The organism is Shewanella sp. BJSY2023SW005 (assembly GCF_047314585.1).
In the GTDB taxonomy this organism is placed as follows: domain Bacteria; phylum Pseudomonadota; class Gammaproteobacteria; order Enterobacterales; family Shewanellaceae; genus Shewanella; species Shewanella algae.
Window position 1 is genome coordinate 76,606 of record NZ_JBKORJ010000024.1, and the last position, 21,257, is coordinate 97,862.

18 protein-coding genes are annotated in these 21,257 nt (G+C 48.1%); 9 read left to right on the forward strand and 9 right to left on the reverse strand.

Annotation, left to right across the window (positions count from 1 at the left end; all coding sequences use genetic code 11):
* Positions 1-49: 49 nt before the first annotated feature.
* The 3 genes from gpsA to ACMHXI_RS06995 all read right to left on the reverse strand — a co-directional run bounded on the left by gpsA (position 50) and on the right by ACMHXI_RS06995 (position 2,200).
* Positions 50-1,066 (reverse strand): NAD(P)H-dependent glycerol-3-phosphate dehydrogenase, encoded by a 1,017-nt coding sequence (gene gpsA / locus ACMHXI_RS06985; RefSeq protein ID WP_071237641.1) that lies wholly within the window; start codon positions 1,064-1,066, stop codon positions 50-52.
* Positions 1,067-1,073: 7 nt separating this feature from the next.
* The gene (gene secB, locus ACMHXI_RS06990; protein ID WP_025010842.1) at positions 1,074-1,559 is read right to left on the reverse strand and encodes a protein-export chaperone SecB; all 486 of its coding nucleotides are present in this window, start codon (positions 1,557-1,559) and stop codon (positions 1,074-1,076) included.
* 206 nt (positions 1,560-1,765) lie between these two features.
* On the reverse strand, positions 1,766-2,200 hold the full coding sequence (locus ACMHXI_RS06995; protein WP_025888165.1) for a rhodanese-like domain-containing protein: 435 nt from the start codon (positions 2,198-2,200) through the stop codon (positions 1,766-1,768).
* A gap of 228 nt (positions 2,201-2,428) precedes the next feature.
* On the opposite strand from ACMHXI_RS06995, the gene gpmM reads away from it, so the two are divergent.
* The 4 genes from gpmM to ACMHXI_RS07015 are packed head-to-tail and all read left to right on the forward strand — an operon-like array spanning position 2,429 to position 7,119.
* Positions 2,429-3,970: a 2,3-bisphosphoglycerate-independent phosphoglycerate mutase gene (gene gpmM / locus ACMHXI_RS07000; protein ID WP_101058651.1), complete on the forward strand. Its 1,542-nt coding sequence runs from the start codon at positions 2,429-2,431 to the stop codon at positions 3,968-3,970.
* A gap of 10 nt (positions 3,971-3,980) precedes the next feature.
* On the forward strand, positions 3,981-5,117 hold the full coding sequence (locus ACMHXI_RS07005) for a murein hydrolase activator EnvC family protein (RefSeq protein WP_093981664.1): 1,137 nt from the start codon (positions 3,981-3,983) through the stop codon (positions 5,115-5,117).
* 32 nt (positions 5,118-5,149) lie between these two features.
* The gene (locus ACMHXI_RS07010) at positions 5,150-6,355 is read left to right on the forward strand and encodes a S41 family peptidase (RefSeq protein WP_062793566.1); all 1,206 of its coding nucleotides are present in this window, start codon (positions 5,150-5,152) and stop codon (positions 6,353-6,355) included.
* A gap of 14 nt (positions 6,356-6,369) precedes the next feature.
* Positions 6,370-7,119 carry a divergent polysaccharide deacetylase family protein gene (locus tag ACMHXI_RS07015; protein ID WP_144225345.1) on the forward strand — a complete coding sequence of 250 codons (750 nt, stop codon included), beginning with the start codon at positions 6,370-6,372 and terminating at the stop codon, positions 7,117-7,119.
* On the opposite strand, the gene ACMHXI_RS07020 is transcribed toward ACMHXI_RS07015, so the two are convergent.
* A complete protein-coding gene (locus ACMHXI_RS07020) occupies positions 7,120-7,572 on the reverse strand; it encodes an Rrf2 family transcriptional regulator (RefSeq protein WP_025010845.1) in 453 nt (150 codons plus the stop codon).
* Positions 7,573-7,581: 9 nt separating this feature from the next.
* The gene (locus ACMHXI_RS07025; protein WP_025010846.1) at positions 7,582-7,836 is read right to left on the reverse strand and encodes a YkgJ family cysteine cluster protein; all 255 of its coding nucleotides are present in this window, start codon (positions 7,834-7,836) and stop codon (positions 7,582-7,584) included.
* Between the two features lie 522 nt (positions 7,837-8,358).
* Here ACMHXI_RS07025 and ACMHXI_RS07030 point away from each other — a divergent pair.
* The 4 genes from ACMHXI_RS07030 to ACMHXI_RS07045 all read left to right on the forward strand — a co-directional run bounded on the left by ACMHXI_RS07030 (position 8,359) and on the right by ACMHXI_RS07045 (position 14,371).
* Entirely contained in the window at positions 8,359-8,976 is a 618-nt protein-coding gene (locus ACMHXI_RS07030) for a hypothetical protein (protein WP_413734481.1), read from the forward strand.
* Positions 8,973-10,130 (forward strand): hypothetical protein, encoded by a 1,158-nt coding sequence (locus tag ACMHXI_RS07035; protein ID WP_413734483.1) that lies wholly within the window; start codon positions 8,973-8,975, stop codon positions 10,128-10,130. The genes ACMHXI_RS07030 and ACMHXI_RS07035 overlap by 4 nt, the downstream gene beginning before the upstream one ends.
* 177 nt (positions 10,131-10,307) lie before the next feature.
* A complete protein-coding gene (locus tag ACMHXI_RS07040) occupies positions 10,308-11,246 on the forward strand; it encodes a hypothetical protein (RefSeq protein ID WP_413734485.1) in 939 nt (312 codons plus the stop codon).
* The gene (locus ACMHXI_RS07045; RefSeq protein WP_413734487.1) at positions 11,231-14,371 is read left to right on the forward strand and encodes a site-specific integrase; all 3,141 of its coding nucleotides are present in this window, start codon (positions 11,231-11,233) and stop codon (positions 14,369-14,371) included. The genes ACMHXI_RS07040 and ACMHXI_RS07045 overlap by 16 nt, the downstream gene beginning before the upstream one ends.
* Here the strand turns inward: ACMHXI_RS07045 and ACMHXI_RS07050 are convergent.
* From ACMHXI_RS07050 to ACMHXI_RS07060, 3 genes are read right to left on the reverse strand one after another with little or no spacing between them, the layout of a single operon-like run.
* Entirely contained in the window at positions 14,317-15,186 is an 870-nt protein-coding gene (locus ACMHXI_RS07050; RefSeq protein WP_413734489.1) for an HD domain-containing protein, read from the reverse strand. The genes ACMHXI_RS07045 and ACMHXI_RS07050 overlap by 55 nt on opposite strands.
* The gene (locus ACMHXI_RS07055) at positions 15,183-16,361 is read right to left on the reverse strand and encodes an Arm DNA-binding domain-containing protein (protein ID WP_413734491.1); all 1,179 of its coding nucleotides are present in this window, start codon (positions 16,359-16,361) and stop codon (positions 15,183-15,185) included. Before ACMHXI_RS07055 ends, ACMHXI_RS07050 begins: the two co-directional genes overlap by 4 nt.
* 9 nt (positions 16,362-16,370) lie before the next feature.
* Positions 16,371-16,583 (reverse strand): hypothetical protein, encoded by a 213-nt coding sequence (locus ACMHXI_RS07060; RefSeq protein ID WP_413734493.1) that lies wholly within the window; start codon positions 16,581-16,583, stop codon positions 16,371-16,373.
* Positions 16,584-16,728: 145 nt separating this feature from the next.
* Between ACMHXI_RS07060 and ACMHXI_RS07065 the strand changes: the two genes are divergently transcribed.
* Positions 16,729-16,950: a helix-turn-helix domain-containing protein gene (locus ACMHXI_RS07065; RefSeq protein ID WP_413734495.1), complete on the forward strand. Its 222-nt coding sequence runs from the start codon at positions 16,729-16,731 to the stop codon at positions 16,948-16,950.
* Positions 16,951-17,116: 166 nt separating this feature from the next.
* Here the strand turns inward: ACMHXI_RS07065 and ACMHXI_RS07070 are convergent, their stop codons facing one another.
* Positions 17,117-21,256 carry a DUF2357 domain-containing protein gene (locus ACMHXI_RS07070; protein WP_413734497.1) on the reverse strand — a complete coding sequence of 1,380 codons (4,140 nt, stop codon included), beginning with the start codon at positions 21,254-21,256 and terminating at the stop codon, positions 17,117-17,119.
* Position 21,257 lies beyond the last annotated feature (1 nt).

Below are 21,257 nucleotides of genomic sequence, written 5' to 3' on the forward strand. Positions count from 1 at the left end.
AATAAAAAAGGACGCTATTCTAGCATCCTTTTCCGGGATTGGAGATGGCTCAGTCTGCCGAGGTTTCCGACTTCTTCTCTCTGGCCAGCAGTTCTTTGGCCGCATCAATAGGCGATTTGCCCTGATACAACACCTGATAGATCTGCTCGGTGATCGGCATCTCAACCCCCAAGCGCTTGGCCAGGGTGTAGACCTCTTTGGTGTTGCGGTACCCTTCAACCACCTGACCGATTTCAGCCTGGGCAGTATCGACATCACAACCCTTACCCAATGCCAAACCAAAGCGACGGTTTCGCGATTGGTTATCGGTACAGGTCAGCACCAGGTCCCCAAGACCCGCCATTCCCATAAAGGTAGAAGCATGGGCGCCCAGGGCTTCCCCCAGACGGCTCAACTCCACCAAACCTCGGGTGATCAGGGCAGTACGGGCATTGGCACCAAAGCCAATACCATCGGACATGCCGGCGCCTATGGCGATGACATTCTTGACCGCGCCACCGAGTTGCAGGCCGATAAAATCGTCATTGGCATAGACTCTCAGACGTTTGGGGCTGTGCAACAGCTCCACCAGATCCTGGGTAAACTCGGCATCGGTACCAGCCACTGAGATGGCGGTTGGTAAACCTGCCGCCAGCTCTTTGGCAAAAGTCGGTCCGGACAATACCGCCAGCGGATACTTCTCCCCCAGCACATCGCGGGCAACATCCTGCAACAGGCGACCACTTTCCGGCTCCAGCCCCTTGGTGGCCCAAATGATGCGGGCATCATCACGCAGCAGAGGCTTGGCCTGAGCCAGCACATCAGCAAAAACGTGACTTGGTACCACCACCAGAATATTCCGCGACGCCGCCAATGCTTTGGCCAGATCGGCTTCCATCACCAGGGAGTCGGGAAAGGCTATCCCGGGAAGAAAGGCTTGGTTGCTGCGCTCGGCAGCGAGTTTGGCCACATGCTCGGGCTCATGCCCCCACAACAGGGTGCTGTGTCCATTGCTGGCCAAAGAAATGGCAAGGGCGGTGCCATAAGAGCCCGCCCCCAATACCGTTATTTCGGCAGTGTCTTTCATCGGCTGATTACGCGTTCGCTTCTTCGGCCGGAGCTTGCTCTGCGGCGGCTTGACGCTGCTGCACATACTGAGCGAACAGGGCGTCGAAGTTCACAGGAGCCAGGTTCAGCTGTGGGAAAGTACCACGGGATACTAGGCTTGCCACAGTTTCACGGGCATAAGGGAACAGGATGTTAGGGCAGTAAGCACCCAGAGAATGAGCCAGTTGAGGATCACTCAGACCTGAGATAGAGAAGATACCGGCTTGTTGTACTTCACACAGGAACGCAGTTTCTTCACCGTTTTTGGCAGTCACAGTCAGTGACAGTACCACTTCAAATACATCATCGGCCAACTTGGCGCTGCGGGTATCCAGATCCAGCTTAACTTCAGGATTCCACTCTTTCTGGAATACCGCTGGGCTGTTAGGTGTTTCGAAAGAAACGTCCTTGATATACACACGTTGAATGTTGAACTGTGGGGCTTGTTGTTCGTTGTTTGCTACTTCAGCCATAATTCCTACCTATCCATTTAGTCTCGGCTTGCAATGAGCCGGTGTTTGGGGCGTATGTTACTCGGGTCGGTTGCGACTCCCAGTCATCATCCCTGCTATTCATCTGTTCAGCGCCGGAACAGAACTCAGGATGCCGGTTGCCACTTCAGCATGGCCCACTCTACTAATAGAAGGGCGCAGGATGCAATGACAACCGCCGACACTCATTATCTTTTGCTTTTGGACACAGGCATATTTGCTGCCTGCCAATCACCCATACCACCTTTGAGGTTAAAGACTTTTTCAAAGCCTTGCTTAACCAAAATCTGAGCCGCTTGAGATGAGGTCATGCCAGCGTTGCATACCAGTATAATGGGTGTGGTTTTGTACTTTTCAAGGTTAGCGATTTGATTATTTTTGATGTCGGCCATAGGTACATTCTGGGCATTGATAATATGCGCCTTACGGAAGTCGGCATTGGCACGCACATCTATCACCTTGGCATCTTCTTTATTCATCAGGAAAATCGCCTGCTGATGATCAACGGTTTTAACCTTGGAGAAGCCGGATTTGAACAGGGTTACCACCACGGCTATAAACAAACCTACCCAGGCCAGGCTCAGCATGGGGTGGGCTTTAAGAAACTCTACATATTCCTGCATTTTTAACTGCCTGTTATCTATTGGGCCATTTAGGACAAGCGCAGAGTATACCCAGAGGCCAGGCAGATTGCAGCTGTTTCACAGCAGTTTTGCCCCTTGAGTCGGCGTTAAGGCGCGGTCCGCCCTATTATCACAATCGGGGCAAATGGCTTTTGCCCTCAGGACAGACGTAGTAATATTTAACCAATTTCAGATTTGACCGATTCTTTCAACTTTACAGGTATCAACATGAAGACAAGCAAACGTCCTTTGGCACTGCTTATTCTGGACGGCTGGGGTTATCGTGAGGGCACGCATATGAATGCCGTCCATCATGCCAATACTCCAGTTCTCGACAGACTCAACGCCGAATACGCCCACAGTTTGATTTCCGGCTCAGGTAAAGATGTAGGTTTGCCTGACGGGCAGATGGGCAACTCTGAAGTGGGCCATATCAATATTGGTTCCGGCCGTATCGTTTATCAGGAACTGACCCGCATCAGCAAGGCCATTGAAGATGGCGAATTTGAGCAAACCCAAGCACTTATCGAGGCGGTCGACGCTGCCATCAAGGCAGACGGCGCAGTACACATCATGGGACTGCTGTCACCCGGCGGTGTTCACAGCCATGAAGATCATCTTGAAGCCATGTGCCGCATGGCCGTCAAGCGGGGTGCCAAGCAGGTTTACCTGCACGCCTTCCTCGATGGGCGTGACACCCCACCACGCAGCGCCAAAGCCAGCCTGGAACGCTTCGACAAGCTGTTTGCCGAATTGGGCCGAGGTCGCATAGCCTCGATCGTTGGCCGCTACTACGCCATGGACAGGGACAACCGTTGGGACCGAGTCTCCCAAGCCTACGATCTGATCACTCAAGGTCAGGGGAAATACAGTGCCGACTCTGCCGTAGCCGCGCTGGAAGCTGCCTATGACCGCGATGAAAACGATGAGTTTGTTGCCGCAACTGCGATTCTGGATCAAGGTAAGGCCACAACACTGCACGATGGCGATGCGCTGATTTTCATGAACTTCCGTGCCGACCGCGCCAGACAGATCACCCGCGCCTTCGTCAATCCGGATTTCGATGGTTTTGAACGCGCAGTGACGCCCAAGGTTAACTTTGTCATGCTCACCGAGTATGCCGCCGATATCAAAGCCCCGGTAGCCTTCCCATCGGAAGACCTGGTCAACACTCTGGGCGAAGTACTGCAGAATCGCGGCCTGACCCAGCTGCGTATTTCAGAAACCGAGAAATACGCCCACGTAACCTTCTTCTTCAATGGCGGTAAAGAACAACCATTCGAGGGTGAAGACCGTATTCTGATCAATTCACCCAAAGTAGCTACCTATGACTTGCAACCTGAGATGAGTTCGACAGAGCTGACAGATAAGTTGGTTGAAGCTATTGAATCAACTAAATATGATGTCATTATCTGTAACTACCCCAACGGTGACATGGTAGGTCATACCGGCAAGTTTGATGCTGCGGTCAAGGCTTGCGAAGCTGTAGATGCCTGCATAGGCCGAGTAGTGGACGCACTGGCCAAGGTAGATGGTGAGTGCATTATCACTGCCGACCACGGCAACGCCGAGCAGATGGTGGACGAAACCACAGGCCAGGCTCATACCGCCCACACCAGTGAGCTGGTGCCCTTTATCTATGTCGGTCGCAAGGCCACAATCGATGAAGGTGGCCGCCTGAGTGATATCGCACCAACCATGCTGACACTGATGGGACAGAGCATTCCTGACGAAATGACAGGGCGTCCGTTAATCCATACAAAAGAGTAACACTGACCCGGTGCAGAAGCGTATTTTAGCCAAAGCCAGCATACTTGCTGGCTTTCTCGTGTTTTCCTCTCAGCTGCAGGCATCCGATCTGGAGCGGCGTCAGTCCGAGTTAAAGGCACTGCAATCCCAGATCACCGCCCAGCAAAACGCTCTGAGAGACACAGGCAAACAGCGGGAAAAACTGCTGCAACTGCTGAAAAAAGACGAGCAGGCTATCGCAGATGCCGCCCGTAAGGTCAATCAAACTGAAAATGCTCTCAGCGACGCCGAAAAGCGTCTCTCCGAGCTGAAGCAAAGAGCCGCACAGCTGGACAAGCTCAAAGAAAGCCAACAGCAAACCCTGGCCAAACAGCTAACCAGTGCTTATCTCGCCGGGAATCATGATTACAGTAAGATGCTGCTCAACCAGCAAGACCCGGCCACCATAGAACGGATGCTGGCCTACTATGACTTTCTCAACAAGGCCAGAATGCAGGCCATAGAACAACTGAAACAAACCCGCCAGGAATTGTCGGCGGTACAGCAGAGCGAGCAGCAGGAACGCAATCGACTCAACAAGCTGGTACTGGATCAAAAGGCTCAATCCAAGCGCCTCAATCAAGAACAGGATCAGCGACAACAGACATTGAAAGAACTGCAACGCACCATCAGCAGTAAGGCCTCAGAACTGGAGCAACTGCAGATAGAAGAAGCCTCGCTGAAACGGGTTGTAGAGCAAGCTCTGGCTGCCATGCGTGATAGCCCAAGCATGGATGGATTGGCCAAGTCCCGCGGCTCACTCAATTGGCCCACCAAGGGCAGGATCAAAAACAGCTTTGGCAGTCAGCGCTCCGGCAATGTGCGCTGGAAAGGTGTCATGTTATCGGCCCCGGAGGGCCAGTCTATCAGCGCCGTAGCCGCCGGCAAGGTGATCTATGCCGACTGGCTGCGCGGTTTTGGTATGGTGTTGGTTGTCGACCATGGCAAAGGCTTTATGAGCCTTTATGGCCACGCCCAGGCATTGCTGAAAGATGCAGGAGATACGGTCAAGGCCGGCGAAGCTGTAGCACTGGTAGGACGTTCCGGAGGACAAACCGAGCCTGGCCTATACTTTGAAATAAGGCATAAGGGGCAAGCTGTCGATCCGGCAAATTACTGTCGGCGTTAATCATCAGCCCCCTGCACTTCAAAGGGGGCAACATGGGCAACTCTATTCGCAACCTGCTGTATATCGGTCTTGGTATAGTCATGGGAATCTCTCTCAGCCTGGCTAGCCACGAAAACTTTCCCAAACCCAACCACACTCACGAGCTTTCATTGCTGCTGGATGTGATGGATACAGTGGAAACCTACTACGTCAGGGACATCAGCCGCAGGGAACTTGTCGACGCCGCCATTGAAGGCATATTTCAACGTCTCGACCCTTATTCCAGTTTTCTGAAACCCGAGCAGATGAACAGCCTCAGGGACAGCAACCGAGGGGAATACTTCGGCTACGGCTTTGAAGTGTCCACCGAAGGGGAAAAACTCAGAATTATCGCGCCCTTCCCCGGCTCTCCGGCCGAACAAGCCGGGATCATGGCCGGCGATATTGTTACTGCCGTCAATGGAGAGAGTATTGCCAAGCAGTCTCTGGAAGAAGTGCTTAGCCAAATAAAGCACTTCAGCAGCAGCAACCGTGAGTTATCGCTGCAGCTCCATCATGCTCACTCGGATGTCAGCTTTGAAGTCAGCCTTAAACCGGCCACTATCAGCGTCCACTCTGTGCTTGGGAAAATGCTGACCAACGACATTGGCTATATTCGCCTGGCAAGTTTTCAGGAAGATTCGACCCGCGACATAGTCCATCTGTTGAGCGAGTGGCAACAGCAGCCACTAAATGGTTTGATTCTGGATTTGCGCAACAATCCCGGAGGCTTGCTGGATCAAGCGATTCGAATTGCCGATCTGTTTCTGGATAAGGGCCGTATAGTCGCCACCGAAGGGCGCTTCTTCGATGCCAACTCAGATTACTATGCATCTCCGCAAACCATGCTGGCCGGCGTGCCCATATTAGTGCTGATCAATCGCGGTTCAGCTTCAGCATCCGAAGTGCTGGCGGCGGCGCTGCAGGAGAACAACCGTGCCAAGGTGATAGGTGAAACCAGCTTCGGTAAAGGTACAGTACAAAGCCTGATCCCAACACTTGTCGATGGTAATGCCATCAAGCTGACCATAGCCCGCTATACCACCCCCAAGGGTCAGGATATCAACGCCAAAGGGGTGGAACCCGATATAAAAATCGCACCCAATACTGTTTCCGATAACAAAACTGTGCCTATAATCGACCTCATATCTCCCCATGCAGATACTGCCAGCGATAGAGCCATCAACTCGGCGGTGGCATGGATACAATCAAATAAATAAAATTAATATAAAACGTGCGCTATTGTTTCTACTTACTACTGCTGGTCGTAAGTTGCTCTCCCGCGTGGGGAGCCAGACTGGCAATCGTTATCGATGATATAGGTTACCGCCATACAGATGAGGCCGCCCTGTCCTTGCCTTCAGCTGTGACCTTGTCTGTATTGCCACATACCCCTCTCGGGCAACAACTGGCTCGCCAGGCTCACAGCAAAGGCCACGAAATCATGGTGCACCTCCCCATGCAGGCGCTTAACGGCAAGGCCATGGGGCCTGGTGGGCTCAACAACCAGATGTCAGAAACCGAGTTCAAAGCAACCCTCAAGAGAGCTTTGCAGAGCGTGCCCTTTGCCAGGGGAAGTAACAACCATATGGGGAGTTTGTTGACTCAACTTGAGCAACCTATGGTCTGGTTAATGGAAGTATTGCATCAGGAAGAGCACTTCTTTATCGACAGCGTTACCACACGCTACACCAAGGCGGGAGATAAGGCCGATGCCCTCGGCGTTCCGCTGCTGAGACGTCAGGTGTTTCTGGATAATCAGCTAACCGAGCAGGCTTTCGAAAGACAATTGGACTTGGCAATAGCCAAGGCCCAAAGCGAAGGTGAAGCCTTGATGATAGCTCACCCTTACCCAGAGAGTATGCAATTCCTCAAGAAGAGACTGCCAGAGCTGGCAAAGATAGGGGTCACTCTGGTGCCGGCTTCCAACTTACTGCCAATCTCATGGGCCAAGAAGCAGAATACAAGCGGTGAAAAACTCTGACTAGAGTTGCAGTACAGGGATATCCAGATCCGGCAGCAAGGCTCGCAACTCCTGTTGGTTACTGACAATATCTGCCAGCGTATAACGGTCGAGCACAGCCAGATAGGCATTCACAGCTTGAGCCAGAACCCCTTTCAGCTGACAAGCAGGAGTCAATCGACAATAAGGCTTGCTGCAATCAATAGGCGCCAGTGAGTTTTCCAGTGCCCTCACCAGTTCGCCGACATTGATCTTCTCTGGAGCCATCCCCAAACGAAAACCACCACTCTTTCCACGTATAGTTTGCAGATAACCCAGCTTACCCAGGTGATGTACTATCTTGGAGACATGATTAGGTGAAAGATCAAAAACCTCTGTGATCTCTGCGATTCGAAACAAAGTCTCACGCTCCGGTTGAATCGCCAGGTACATAAGAGTTCTTATTCCAAAATCTGTATAACGCGTTAACTGCATCTTTCACCTTCAGGAAGAGGTTTCCACCTCTAAAGAGCCTATCAGCCAGAGCGCCTCTTCGTTGCTGTTACCACATACATCGACCGATGCCGAGAATTCGCTGCACACATCGGGACGTTCAGAGGAACCAAAGAGGCGACATAGATTGTTGTCATCCAGTTGCACACAGCGAACCCCTGCGGGTTTACCTCCCGGCATCCCGGGTATGGCACTACTGATGGAGGGTGCAATGCAACAGGCCCCGCAACCGATACGACAATCCACAATCATCACCTGTAATAGAATATGACTATTATAACGACAAAAAATTTTCGGGTAAGTACTCAAGTCACAGACTCAAGCGAATCCTACAGCCAAAGCGAATATAACAATAGCGCTTATGCATTCTCTATAGTCAACCTTAAGGACCTGGGTTTTCCAGGTCGCAGGGATGATTCCCAGTAAATTTGCAGAAAAGAATCAAACGAAAAAAGCCTCATCTTTCGATGAGGCTTTCTCTTTAAGTTGGCGGAGCGGACGGGACTCGAACCCGCGACCCCCGGCGTGACAGGCCGTGATGATATGAATAATAGCACGTTACTTATTTTACCCCAACTGTAAATAACTAATTTTATTTGTATAAAGTCTAAGTCCCTCGGACGATCCATTAACGACAATTAGAGACAAATTGGTGGTCACGGTCACAAAAACCACCTTTTCACTGATCAATTATTGATCACCACTTGGGAAGCCAGAGGTATTTTTCTAGATTAGATGCTGTAGGCATTCACACGAAATGGACTTCTGATGGCACACGAGATACTCAAATATCAACTCAAACACGAGTTCACCCTGCACCCGGCAGCGCGGCGACCATTTGAGATAATGCAGACGCTTTCAGGGCTGTGTAACGATGACGTTATACCTGAAAAGATCAGGATCGCATGGGCGTTCCAAACAATACACTGTGTACCGGAAATGCATTGCAAGCCCAAGGGAACTCAAGCAAAGCATAGGCCCAGAAAATTCTTCTTCTACAGTCCTGTTTGGGCGCCAAAGTACTGGGTTGATGGCCACCCTCCCAAAGACACTTTAATCGTTTACGAAGCAGACTTTGAGGAGCAACTATCCTCTGAAGAGGTTGAAGCCAAGGCGCGGTTATCACTATTTCAACTACTCAGTTTATCGCTCCAATCCAAGCATGCAGTGGCATTCATTGATGCCTGGCGACAAGGTGTGCCTGAGCATTTTTCGCGAGAATATTTCGGTAAAGATTCTCTTCCTGACCAGTATTTTTGTGACCTGCTTTCGATGTCCAGGGGGGCTTTAGTTCAGCAACGGCAGCGTCTTTCTTCATCGGGTACAACACCTGAAGCGATCGATTGGATTGCTGAAATGGCGACGCATTGGGAGCCTGAAAAATGACCATACACGAACGCAACATCAGCAAAAAATTAAAGGAATTCTTGGGGACGTTGCTTGTGCCTGAGGAGTTCGGTTCTGAGCAGAAGCAAGCTCTGTTAATGCGACTTTCATACATCATTCAAGCTTTTCCTACGGCATACTGGACACAGTTTGAACAGCTTCATCGATTAGTGGCGGTCATTCAGTCGAACACTATTCCATCTTGTGAAATAGATACTGAAATAATCGGGTATCTGAAGAAAAATAAGTGGCTCACGTCATACGCATTTGCCGCTGCGATTGGAGCCGTAGCGCCCCAAAATGCTACTCCACAGTGGTTATCCAAGTTTAATGGTTACCAAGCGATTGTCCTCGTCGTCTGTTTCATGCGTCATACCTACGACCCTCGAAACTCGTTTTCAGGAAATGAAAATGCACTCAGAGAACTTCGTCTGGTTGCCATGAACCCAATGCATCGAAAGCTATTGGATGTCTTGCCAGATTTAGGTGAAACGCCATCCATTCACCTGCTGGTTTCAAAACTAAAAGAACTGAGAAGGGAAAATCACTCGGCCCTCGTCGATTACGGCCTTGGCTATCTCGAACTCGTTATCAGAGATGCACTGTCATGGACAAAAAGACGCCGACGAAAGATCCGGATCCCGCCCCAGTCTGACACAGACACGATAGTCGAAGTTGAGCCAATCGATATTTTTGACGATGCAAAAACCAAGGTCGAAGAACTATGTGTTTTCCCCCATAAACCGACAACGTCCCAAGAACGGGATGAATGTCTGTCGGTAAAGTCGGGAAGAACAATCCGTATACAGGAAAACGCAGAAACACCAAATTTTGCGGCCAATCGCTCGCCGTCATCGAGAGCAGTTCGCGCGATACAGCATCAATGTCTGACAGAAAAACTGAGCATTATGCAACTGTCATTAGGCTGCAGTTACAATCAACTTACAGACTGGGATGTACGCCAACTGATTAGTTACTCGAGCAATGGGATTAAAAAAGGTGTACAACCCGACAGTTGCTCAACACTACTATTAAGCCTTCTTTGCGGACGTGATCCCACCTCACTCAAACATCCTTCGACAACATTTCGTTTAGAGCACTATAAAAGCCACCCTTGTCTATATTTGGGCCATTCAGTCCCAGCAAGCACATAGGATGACCGACTGGAGAAATGCGTCAGAAAGACAAACGATCATTTGATTCTGCCGTTGCCCAAAATACTACAGGGTCGGCTTACTCCAGATAATGACAAGGAATCCCTGGCATCAATAATCCAAAACATCAATGAGCGCTATCGGTGCCGTTTAAGCCTTGGAAGAGTTGCCCGTTATATGGAGCACTGGTATCTCAACAACGGGTTGGACCGTGCAGAAGTCGGGCTAATAAAAGGGCGAGCCCCCCGAAACCAACCAGCGCTAAGCTACACCAATTTTGATGCAGATAAACTGATTGAAAACTACCGCGCGTACGTGTTGGCCATGTTCAACATGGCTGAAATTGATCCACAACTCCCCAATGCAAAGCCCACCAATAAGAAAATCGGCAGTGCATTACATCTTCCCTCAAACACTTTGCACAATTTTTTCCGCATTTTGAGACATCAAATCCCCAGCCCAATCAGGCATTCCCTTGAAGAGCTCGCGCCACTCCACAATCACTATGTTTGCTACGTGTGGGCACTATTGACATTCTCAACTGGTCATCGAGACGTTAACGCACCAATGGGACAGTACACTGATTTCAACAGCTACAACAATTCCTGGTGGATAAGCGATAAGGAAAACCGCCATGGACTGGCCGCGCGAACATTGATTCTCCCGGCAACCGCGGTAAAACAACTTGAACAATATCTAAAGCATCTTCACGAGTTGAAAAAGCACAGTCAGCTCATTGCAGAAGACATCTTTTCCCGAACCCACGCCGCAATTACAGGAAAAGGCAATCTCCTGTTTTTTATAAAGCATCATGAACAGAACACAGTTCCGACCATTACTCAAGAACTCACGCCAGCGAGAGTAAAGGAATTTCTTGGCGATAAATTACCTTGGCCGGCCAATTGGGGACGGCATCACCTGCGTAGCGAATTAAAGTGTATCGGTGTTGCTCCTGCAGAAATCGACGGTTGGATGGGGCATGAAGAAGTAGGTGAAGAATCAATGGGCCGCCACAGCGCTCTGTCAATTCAATACCTCAAGCGCATCGCCCAGCAAATCGAAGTGGTGTTGAACACTCACAAAATTACGGTGGTTGACGCATGGAAAACCCACTAATTCTGCCGATGGAGCAGAAATCATTAGTACGTCTGTTGGGGCATCAGTCCAGAACCGCTATTCGCCAAAAAAACTATACCCAAACGATAAAACAAGCTCTGGCTGTACTCGAAAGTTACCTGCCGGAACTGTTTGAAGCGGAACCGAAATGTGACCGATTTGCGGAAATTTGGCCACAGGTGGACTCGGCTCTGCGACAGGTTCTCAAATCGGAAACGTCCTACCGACGAGGGTATTCTTTTATCTGCCAACAATTAGAAACGGGTAACCGACAGGGACTTTGGCGGATTAATCCACCGGCAGACTACCTCACTTTGCGCAGAGCTCGACCACTCAGAAGTTTAGCCTGGCAACTCAGAACATCCCGTTTTGCGTCAAAAGCTTTTGGCTGGCTGGATACTCTCGAGCAAACGTCTGATCCCCAGCAATGCTTTGCCAGGTTACTGATGAGTTGTATCTGCTATGGTGGTCTAAACAAACCCGCTCTTTGGCCTGCGCTGGCAAAAGCATTAACCGAAGAGAAGCCGTTAGGTGGTAACAAGGATCTATGCTGGCTTACGTTGAGGCCAAAGCCAGCGAAGGATTTTCCCAGTAATCTCTACACTGATCATGGTGGTCTGGGGCCCAATAAAGCGCAGGTAGAAGTTCAGTTTTTCCCGGACCCCATAAGTTTTGGCGTAATTAAACAATTCCTAAACTGCCGTTCAAATAGTTGGCGTTACCCAAAATCTATCAAGACATGTGTTGAGATAATTAAGTCTGAACTCAAAATCGAAATTCCTCTCTCACAACTTCGGCAAGGAGGTATTTGTTTCGCAGAGATGCAACACAATCTCGAACTACCGCAAGTCTTGGTTGAGTTTGCTCTGAGGCGGCAAAAAAGCGCATCACTCCCAAACGCATACTGGTTGAGGTTATTCAAAAGTACAACAGGCTCCTGCGATATAAATAGCTTTGCCAAATTCAAACATTGGTATGGTCAGAAGCTAAACGATACATCTACAGTACTTGCACCAAGCAGCCCGAGGCAAGGTAACCGATACCTATTGAATCAAATAAGAGAAATACTTAAGAGAGATACTGCAAAAAACCAGGTGAAGAGCCACGTTGTTAGAAAGTTGAAGGCGCTTGCAAACGCAAATCTTCGCCAAAATGAGGAGATATTAATTCAGTGGTTACTTCACCACCTGACTTGCTTGGAAAACGAAGTATCAACCGCTGATAGGTATTTTGCGGAAATTGGTGGCACCTGGTTGGCCGCTACCGCTGACGTCGACCTTTATAGTTTGAGCTGTGAAGATTTTTTTGAACTTTATCAAGAAATTTTAAATCGCACCAACAGTCAGCAAACACAGCACTATAAAGCATGCCGATTTCAGGACCTACACACATTCGCTCATCAAAATTTTGATCTCCCGCCATTGTACCAACCGCTAAGCGAAGGGAGTGATATTAATCCCCATGTGAGTGCAGCCATAGTTGATGAGCCACTGTTTCTGGCCCTGTTGCGCCAAATCGATTATTTGGAAGACATAAACTTCACTGCCAAACGTATGTTGAAATGCTTTCTCATCATTGCTTATCGAACAGGACTCAGACCCGGAGAAGTAGCCAAACTCCGTCTAAAAGACATCGAACCATCCTCTGTTGGCTGGTTATTTGTGCGAGAAAGCCGCCACGGGCATAACAAAACAGAGTCCGCCCTTCGAAAAGTACCTCTCTTCCCATTACTGACGGACCACGAAAAGGCTTTGGTGGAAGGCCACCTTCGCGAACGTTTATTAACCTGCCATAACCGATATGCAGAGCTTCTTATTCACACAGAAGGAAATCCCTTTGAAGTGGTAAACACCCGTCAAATCTCATGGATGGTAAAAGAGATCTTGTCTCAATTATCCGGCGGTATTTATTATCGATTGTATCATTTACGTCATACAGCACTATCCAGAATGCAGCTGCTTGCCCATGATGACCTGATCGCCTTGCCTGAAGTAATCCAAGCTTTGCTGCCATATACTCCATCCCAACGAAAAGTCATAACGAAACTGATATTTGGTGAAGGACGACTTCGCGACAGGTATTTTGCCCTGGCAGTGTTTGCTGGCCATAGCACGCCAGATACAACTTTGAGGAGCTACTTACATTTTACCGATTTGCTTCTGGGCATACATTTGGGGGCAAATTCACAAGAAATTCCTGCCGAAACCGCGAAAATGGTACTTGGAGTTAGCCCTTACCGTTATAAAAAGATGCGAAAGTCAGGCCCCATAACCCCGTTGCGGCTGCTGCCATTCTTGAGAAAACGGCTCGTGCCTTTTATAAACCCAGTCAACAGCATTCGTCAGAGTACAGCCACCCAAAACAATGTGGTTGAAAAAAACAGTCACTACATTCAGGCACTGGCAGTACTTAGCCGAATTGAGCGAGATCACGACTATCAAGAGGTCGCGGTACATTATCGACTTCCATCTGAACTGACAGAGCGCTGGCGCGATGCGGCGCTTGCCCTAAGGTCGTTGAAAACACCGCGGGGAATCGGCCGACTCTTTTCAACCAGACGCGCAGGTGCTCTGCTGCCAGCCGAGCCAACAAGTATCTATGACCGTAAAGATATTCAATCCGCGCTGAACACCTGCAGCAAGATAAAGGGCAGTAGAGAAGGAAAAATCGAACTTCGATGGGCCATTCAATATTGCCTGACACATTCCACCAGTAGTCATACGTGGATCTACTTTGACAACGCGGATGAATTTCAGCGGTTCATGAGATTGATAAGCCAACTTTTTCCATGGCAACGCTGGCATCTGAGGCTTCGCTCCCAATATGGCCAACCAACAACACGCTGGCGGCCTCACCAACATCTTAAGATTACCCACTACACATTGACAAAAGCCGGTGAATATCCAGATGGAGTTGGATTGTTGTTTTTACGTCATGCAAATGAACAGCAGTACATAAAAAGCAGAGGCGGTGCGAAAATAAGCCAATATTGTTCACCCGCGCTACAAACCCTATTCCACCGACTGGCAATCATCCTGTTCAATGCGGAACAAATAAGTCCCGCCAAAGCTCATCCTAGTCGTTTATACCATTGGTCATTCATGGCGGAATGTGCGTACCAATGATGGGGGGGCACGTCTGTAAAAGCCGTGCGCCAATAACAAACCTCCATCGACAGGTTATCGCACAGTCTAACCATAGAGGCAGGAAGGTAAGACTCATGCCGGCGCCCTACTTTTAACGATAAACAACTGCTTAACGCTTCAAATATTTTTGGGAAACTACGGTGCAGCACTTCTAACGGCTCGGCCAATACCATGAAATTGTAGGACTCATGAGCGCCCGCAATGCCATCCCGTGTGTCGGCGTTATAAAAGAGGTGAATTTTGCCAATGTCATGCAATAGCCCACCAATAAACGCTACACCAACACTCAAGGGACCTACATTGTAACGCCAACAAAGCATCGCGGCTGTCACAGCCACTTCATGACTATGCTCCAGCAATCCTGTCTCATGATTATGATGATGACTTCGACTTGCCCGGGCAATAAAGAACTGGCTCATCAACTCCTGATTAAGTAATACCGCCAAATAGAAATGTCGCAGTGCGGCATTCTGAATAAGTCCTAAGATCCCCCAGATATCGACGATGATGGGTTCACACCCTGCTGGCACTAATGAAAAATGGCGATAAACGGCGACCTCATCAGTCACCTCTGGGACAATTAAGATCTTTTTAATGTGTCGCTCATCGTCTGCAGTCCAATGCACCAATACCAATTGGCCTTCAGGCCGTACCCCCGTCATGACATCGCAGGGCACTTCAAGTGATAAGGACTCGCGCAGGCAGCGGAATTGCCATAATTGTGACGACTCACTCTGTGCGACCCTGTGTACCCAGGCCAAGTCATCAGAAGTACCTCTGGACCTGATATTCATTTTGACTCTCCTTCGATTTGTCCCTTGCGGATCAAACGCTCGAACGCCGCACCATCCTGTCCAAGTAAATTGGGTACATAACGCGAATAGACTCTGAAAAGCATACTGGTATTAGCGTGCCCTAATTGCCTGGCAATCCATTCAGGGCTCTCACCGGCAGCCAGCCAGAGGGTCGCGGCGGTATGCCGTGTCTGGTAGGGATTTCGCTTTTCAAGCTTTAGGAGTTCCAATAGTGGGTACCAAATACGTTTGGTGACATTTTGATGATTCAACGCTGCACCACTTCGATTGCAAAAGACAAATTGACTCTTGGCCCCAGTTTGCTGCCGCTGCGCCAATAGCGCTTCATGTACTGGCTGACTCATGGCAATTGCCCTGAACGAACCCGGTGTTTTTGTAGGGCCAAGAGTCCCCCGCACCAGTGACTGACGGATGTGTATTAATTGCCTGGCAAAATCAACGTTTTCCCACGTTAGGCCATCGATTTCACCGGTCCGCATACCTGTGAAAAATCGAACGATATAGTAGGGACGAAAATCACTTCTTACCCCCTCTATCATGCGGCAGACCTCATCAAGCGAGAATGGTTGAATATCGCTTCGAGGCATAGGCAGGGCCTTAATATTCCGCCATGGGTTGTCAAAGCCAAAACGCTCAGCAGCATCACTCAACATTAGGCGTAGATAAGTCATGATGTGATTAATGCGCGAGGCCGATAATGATTTCGAAGTGGCAGCATCGACGTCACATAGCCGTGTGCGAAATCCAAGAATATCGGTCTTAGTGATCGCGGCCATCATGCAATCACCTAACGCTGGGATTAGATGGCACCTGAGAATGCCTTCAACTGTCTCAACCTGGCTGGCGCGCCACTCCACTTTCTTTTCCGCCAACCAAAGGTTGGCAAAAGTACCAAGCTGCATTCGCCCACCGACAGCCGTAAGCTGGCTCAGTTTTTCGAGCTGCCTGAAATGTTCTGCCTTAGGGCTGTTTGGAAAATGGTGCCCATAATCAAAACTACCGCTTTTCATCTGCTGTTCAAGCAGTGCCATCAGTCTATTGAGCTTCTGGCGGTTAGTTGGATTGTCGATAAGGCTTGTCTGCTCTCTGCAGCGCACTCCCTTGTATCGAAAGTCCAAATAGAGTTTGCCATCACGGCTATTCACTGTTCCCATGATGTCCTCCTAGTTCATCTGATTGATCAGATCGTGGGCGGCGGCGCCAAGCAGCATGGACTCCTCGACCCGCTCCCAGATGTGCAGAATTTTGCGCCCGCCAAAGGGTCGGATGTAGTGCACACCCTCAAACAGAACAGCGTCCTTCAGACACTGCCGGATAGTGCGAACGTCGTACTTAATCCGTGCAGATAGTTCTTCTGTGGTGAGAGAGGTACTCATAACCGCCTCCAGATTTGACTCATACATGATTCATTTGCAGCCTATGAGTACATAATAAATCACAAATGAACAAGGTCAAGCGTTTTTTGCGTCATGTATGATTCATTTGATATGATATGTGAGAGATATGACTTATGGATCGAACATGATAAGAATCCTTCTCATCAAGTTGCTTGATGAAAAAGCCTTTAAGGAAAAGCGCCGTATAACCTTGTCTGAAGTGAGTGAAAAGACAGGTATCAGCCGTGCCACTTTGACACGCATAGCCAACGTGCCTGGCAATGTCACCAACACTGATACCATCAACTCACTGTGCAAGTATTTCGAATGTCAGCCTGCAGAGTTATTGGTCTATGTAGAAGATTAAAGCTATAGAAATTAGATGTTTAAGAAGTTTACTTTAATGACAAAGGGGCCATTCAATAGCCCCTTTGTGGTCACCATATGACCACCATCTAGTAAGACTGTGATCGTTTCGTTCCGAGCTAAAACCAAAGCGCGACCATACAGGAGACATTTTCTTAGATAATAATCTAATCGTTAGAGACTGATGTAATGCAAATTGAATTTGCGCCTAAATCACCAGTCAAATACATCCGTAGTGCATATAAAAGATCTGGTATATTACGAAACATTGCCGGTTTTTCAATATCAATGCTAATTCGGGACTTCAGCTCGACGTCACTATCGTTCACTATTTTGGAAACATCATCTATCAGGGCCACATACTTTTTAGTCAAATCATTATCTGGGGCGAAAATAATTTTGAACTCTTCACCCTCAATCCCTCGGCTTCTCAGGAGTGCAAGAAGAAGCTCCAAATGCTTGCAGAGAGTCGCAATCTGATATCCCTTCCTATCATCATTCACAACCTTCTGAAAGTCGAACTCAAGGCAGCCATATAAGTTTCTGGATAAATCTCCGAGCTCCTCTATTGTCAATTTGTTGATCAGTGTTTTGGAACGCCAAAGGGCTATCGACAAAATCTCCATGGTAATGGATCTGGTCCGGCCCTCATTATCAATGGGGTCGATGACATTCTCCAACAGTTCTTGTTGGTATGGTTGTTCGGCATTACCGATGGCGAAAGCAATATTCTTGTAGTACCTCTGCAAAAGTTTTTTATCCTTCACAGCATCAAGGAGCCGGGAACCAACAATCCCGGGGGCATCCTTATGTAGACAACACAGAAAGAAGAAAAGCTCCTCTTTAAGGGTGTCCGGCATTTTTTCTGACTCAATTATTGATATGATTTTTTGAGTACCTTCGAATATCGCGTTTCTAAAATGGTCAGGCACATCAGGCTCTGAAAGGGAGTGGCCATGATTCCAGATGGTCAATGCTGGAAATCGAAGGCTGAAGATTCCTTTTTCAGCATACTCCATGATTCTGGAAAGCTTTCGATTGATGGTAACCAGTGCCTTCTCCAGGAGCTGTGGGGGTAAGCTCTCAGAAAATGATATATTTGACCCGGAAGGACCCTTTTCATTTGTAAAAACATCCAGATAAACCGGGCATCCTTCATATAGGGAGTTTTCATCAACAGCCTCAATAAATTGAGAACTGTGGCAAAACACACTCTCTCCATCAACATTGACTCGGCAATAGTATTTCCCGGCACGGTCAGTGGTACCCCATTCCAAATAGCCGACTTTTCTTTCATTAAGGATAGATTGCAATTCCTGTTCATAATCGAACGAGATCAGATCATTCAAGCCTGCAATTTTAGAATAACACCAGTCCAAAAGGTCAGAGAAGCTTTTACCATCTTCTTTAGGAAACTTCTGAAAATCGGACCAGCTTTTACGGGTTGGGAAATTGGGAACTGGTAAGTTCTCAAGATCTGCTGCCTCATCCTCTGACGCTGAACGCCATTCAACCCGAATAGATTTAAAACCTGCCTCAGCTGAATCCAATGGAATAAATTTCAGCTCGTATGGTTCGTCCGCTCCATACGTAAAGGTCATTTCCAGTTTACACTCCGTTGCATTTTTCAAAGGGAATGCTGGCGATTTCAGATATGCAACAAACTTAAGCTCTTTATTGCCTTCTCCCTGCTGCAGAGGAAAACTATAATGTATTTGTCCTGCTGGAAGAGTAAATGTCTCTTCAACTGGTATATGCACGGTGCTACCACGTTTCGGTGATACCGTTGCGTCCTTTACAAGATAAAAATTTTCAAATAGTCCATCACGCACAACTCTGATCGACAGTTCTGGCAGATGATCACGCCAAAGAGCAATGCCATTAACTCTTTCCTGCCATCTGTTTAAAGTCTGGCAGCCTTTAATTGGAGACCATGCAGAGCCCAGCCACTTGTAATCCATTCGCCCATCAGCTTTCCTGATCGTATCATCAAGAGGCAATACATACACATTTACTTTCTTACAATCCTTGTTTATAGAGTCCAGACAATCATTTATCACGTTGTTTGATAATATGTTGAGATCTAAATCCTGAGTCATAGCCTCCCGAATAGAACCCGGTAAGTGATACCAATGATCATCTTTTACAAAGGACACTTCCCCGGATTCACTGGCTAAACCATCGAATCCGAACAGATGGAGGAGCTCTTCAGATGTCTGGCAGCCATTACAGTCAAGATTTCGGGTCATGACAGTATGAATGCCTCTGTTTGGCACAATAACCGTAGGATGTCTTTCCCAGCTCATCCCTTGTGTCTCAGGCAAGGCTTCAGCCAGTTCTTGTTGGTATCTTGCCTGAACTGGGGTTATTGAAATGCCTCCGTCAAATGAATCCACTACCAGCACAAAATCATTCTCTCGGACTCTGTCCTGTACAAATTTCTTCGATGATTGCCATGCAAAGACAGCAGCTATGCTTTTGGGAAGCGGTGTCGATTCATCAAAATAAAAGTTGACGCTTTTTCTTATTGCGTCCAGATCGAAGTCATTGCCCCAATCAGGGACAAGATAGGTCAGCTTATCTGCCTTGATATAGTCACTCAACTTTTTAGTAAAAAACATCGATGCACTCCTTTTGGTTGCACCGGGTAGTATTGAGCTATGTGAAAAGAGGCTTCTCATGCTGACCGTTTCGATATCGGAATGCAGGGTGATTGATTTTGCGCAACCGCAGTCTAGCGCTACCCCTCCATTAATATTTAAGGGCCAGTACTGCTGAAGCAACCTGAACGGCAGATGCGCCTGAGAGCCTGTATTATTTGTGAAGGTCGGACGGATTGAACACAGGTCAACAACAGAGCTATCCATCCGTATTGGACCACTTTGGTTATTTGTCGGCGCAGAGTATTCAAACGGGGCACCCGCGATAAATGATAGTATCGCCTTAGGTATCTCTTTGAGAGTTGCTGGTTCTATTTTTAATTTCTTTTTTGTGCCCTGGGCTTGCTCAATAACAAGATGCTCGGAAAGAATCTGTAATAAATACTTATCCCCATCGACTTGTATCGTCCATTTATCACCCGTCAAATTGAAATTTACGGGGATAATTCCTGCTTGAAGGGTTATGTCATCAGCACAGTCGCCTTGTCGGTTTCTGCCGATAACAAAAGAAACTTCAACTCCTGTAGATAATGAATCTAACGCTAGTTTTCTTGACAGATTGCTTTGATGAAAAAATAAATCACCGCCGCTTTCTTGTGTTACAAAACCAAACTTTTTTTCGTAGTTTATGGTTTTGATCTTCCCCTTTATCTTTGAGTCGCATACAGGAAATAAATATCCTCGTACTGGAAATTTTGGCGAGATAGAAAAATTATCATAGTCGAGACCGACCGGCTGCTGAACTGTCCGAAATCGACCACTACCGTTAAGCAAGGAAAGAGTATTCCAATAAATAACGCTGAGTACATCCTTATCTACTCTTTTGCTGTCCCCTGTGATCTGCTCGTCGATGGTTTGGAGCCAGAGCCAACCATCCCAAACTTTTCGATAACGCTTATCCTGAAGAAGCGTGTTGTTAGGCGGAAGATTGCCCCATACGCCGATTTCAGCCGCATCTTCAGTTCTAAACCAACGATGAAGGAAAACAAGCAGTTCCTCACAGGTCTCTTCTGTACCTGCAGATAAAACATTCTGTCTTTCAATCAGAATTTGTTCCAGCCGGAATAGAAAAGCTCTTAAAAGTCGGTTTTCTGCCGTATCAACACTTGACCTCCGCCTTACAGCCTTCATGTAAGGCTTCCCAGAAAGCTTCTCGCGGAGTGTTCTTCCGGGCTGACGGCTAAGCCATTGAACACTGTTGCTATCAATCTCTCTTGCCGCATGTATTGGCAGCATGGCATGTTCCCGTAATATTTTATCCCGACTATGCTCCATGATTGCCAGAACGGCTTCCTTCGTATGCGATACAATTCGATAGATACGGTCCTTTATCTCCCTCTCTAATGACTCATTCTGCACCGCTTTCGCCACGGCGCCCAAAAAATCGACAATACTGGTATGCAGAGCATTCCCAGATACAGGGTCGAAGCTCGAGACTTCCGTCAGCCAGTTGCGCAACATCAGCATCAAAAGCGCCTTGGCCTTTATCTCATCCCGGCCGTTTAATGCCTTGTAAACAGACTCGACAGAATCAATAGCACCGATGGATGGTTCAACAGTCTGGACAGTTGTATGCTGACGTTGATGGTAATCGGAAAAAATGCGTTCCTGTCTGGCTGTTAGCTTATATTTCTGCGGTTCCGCCATC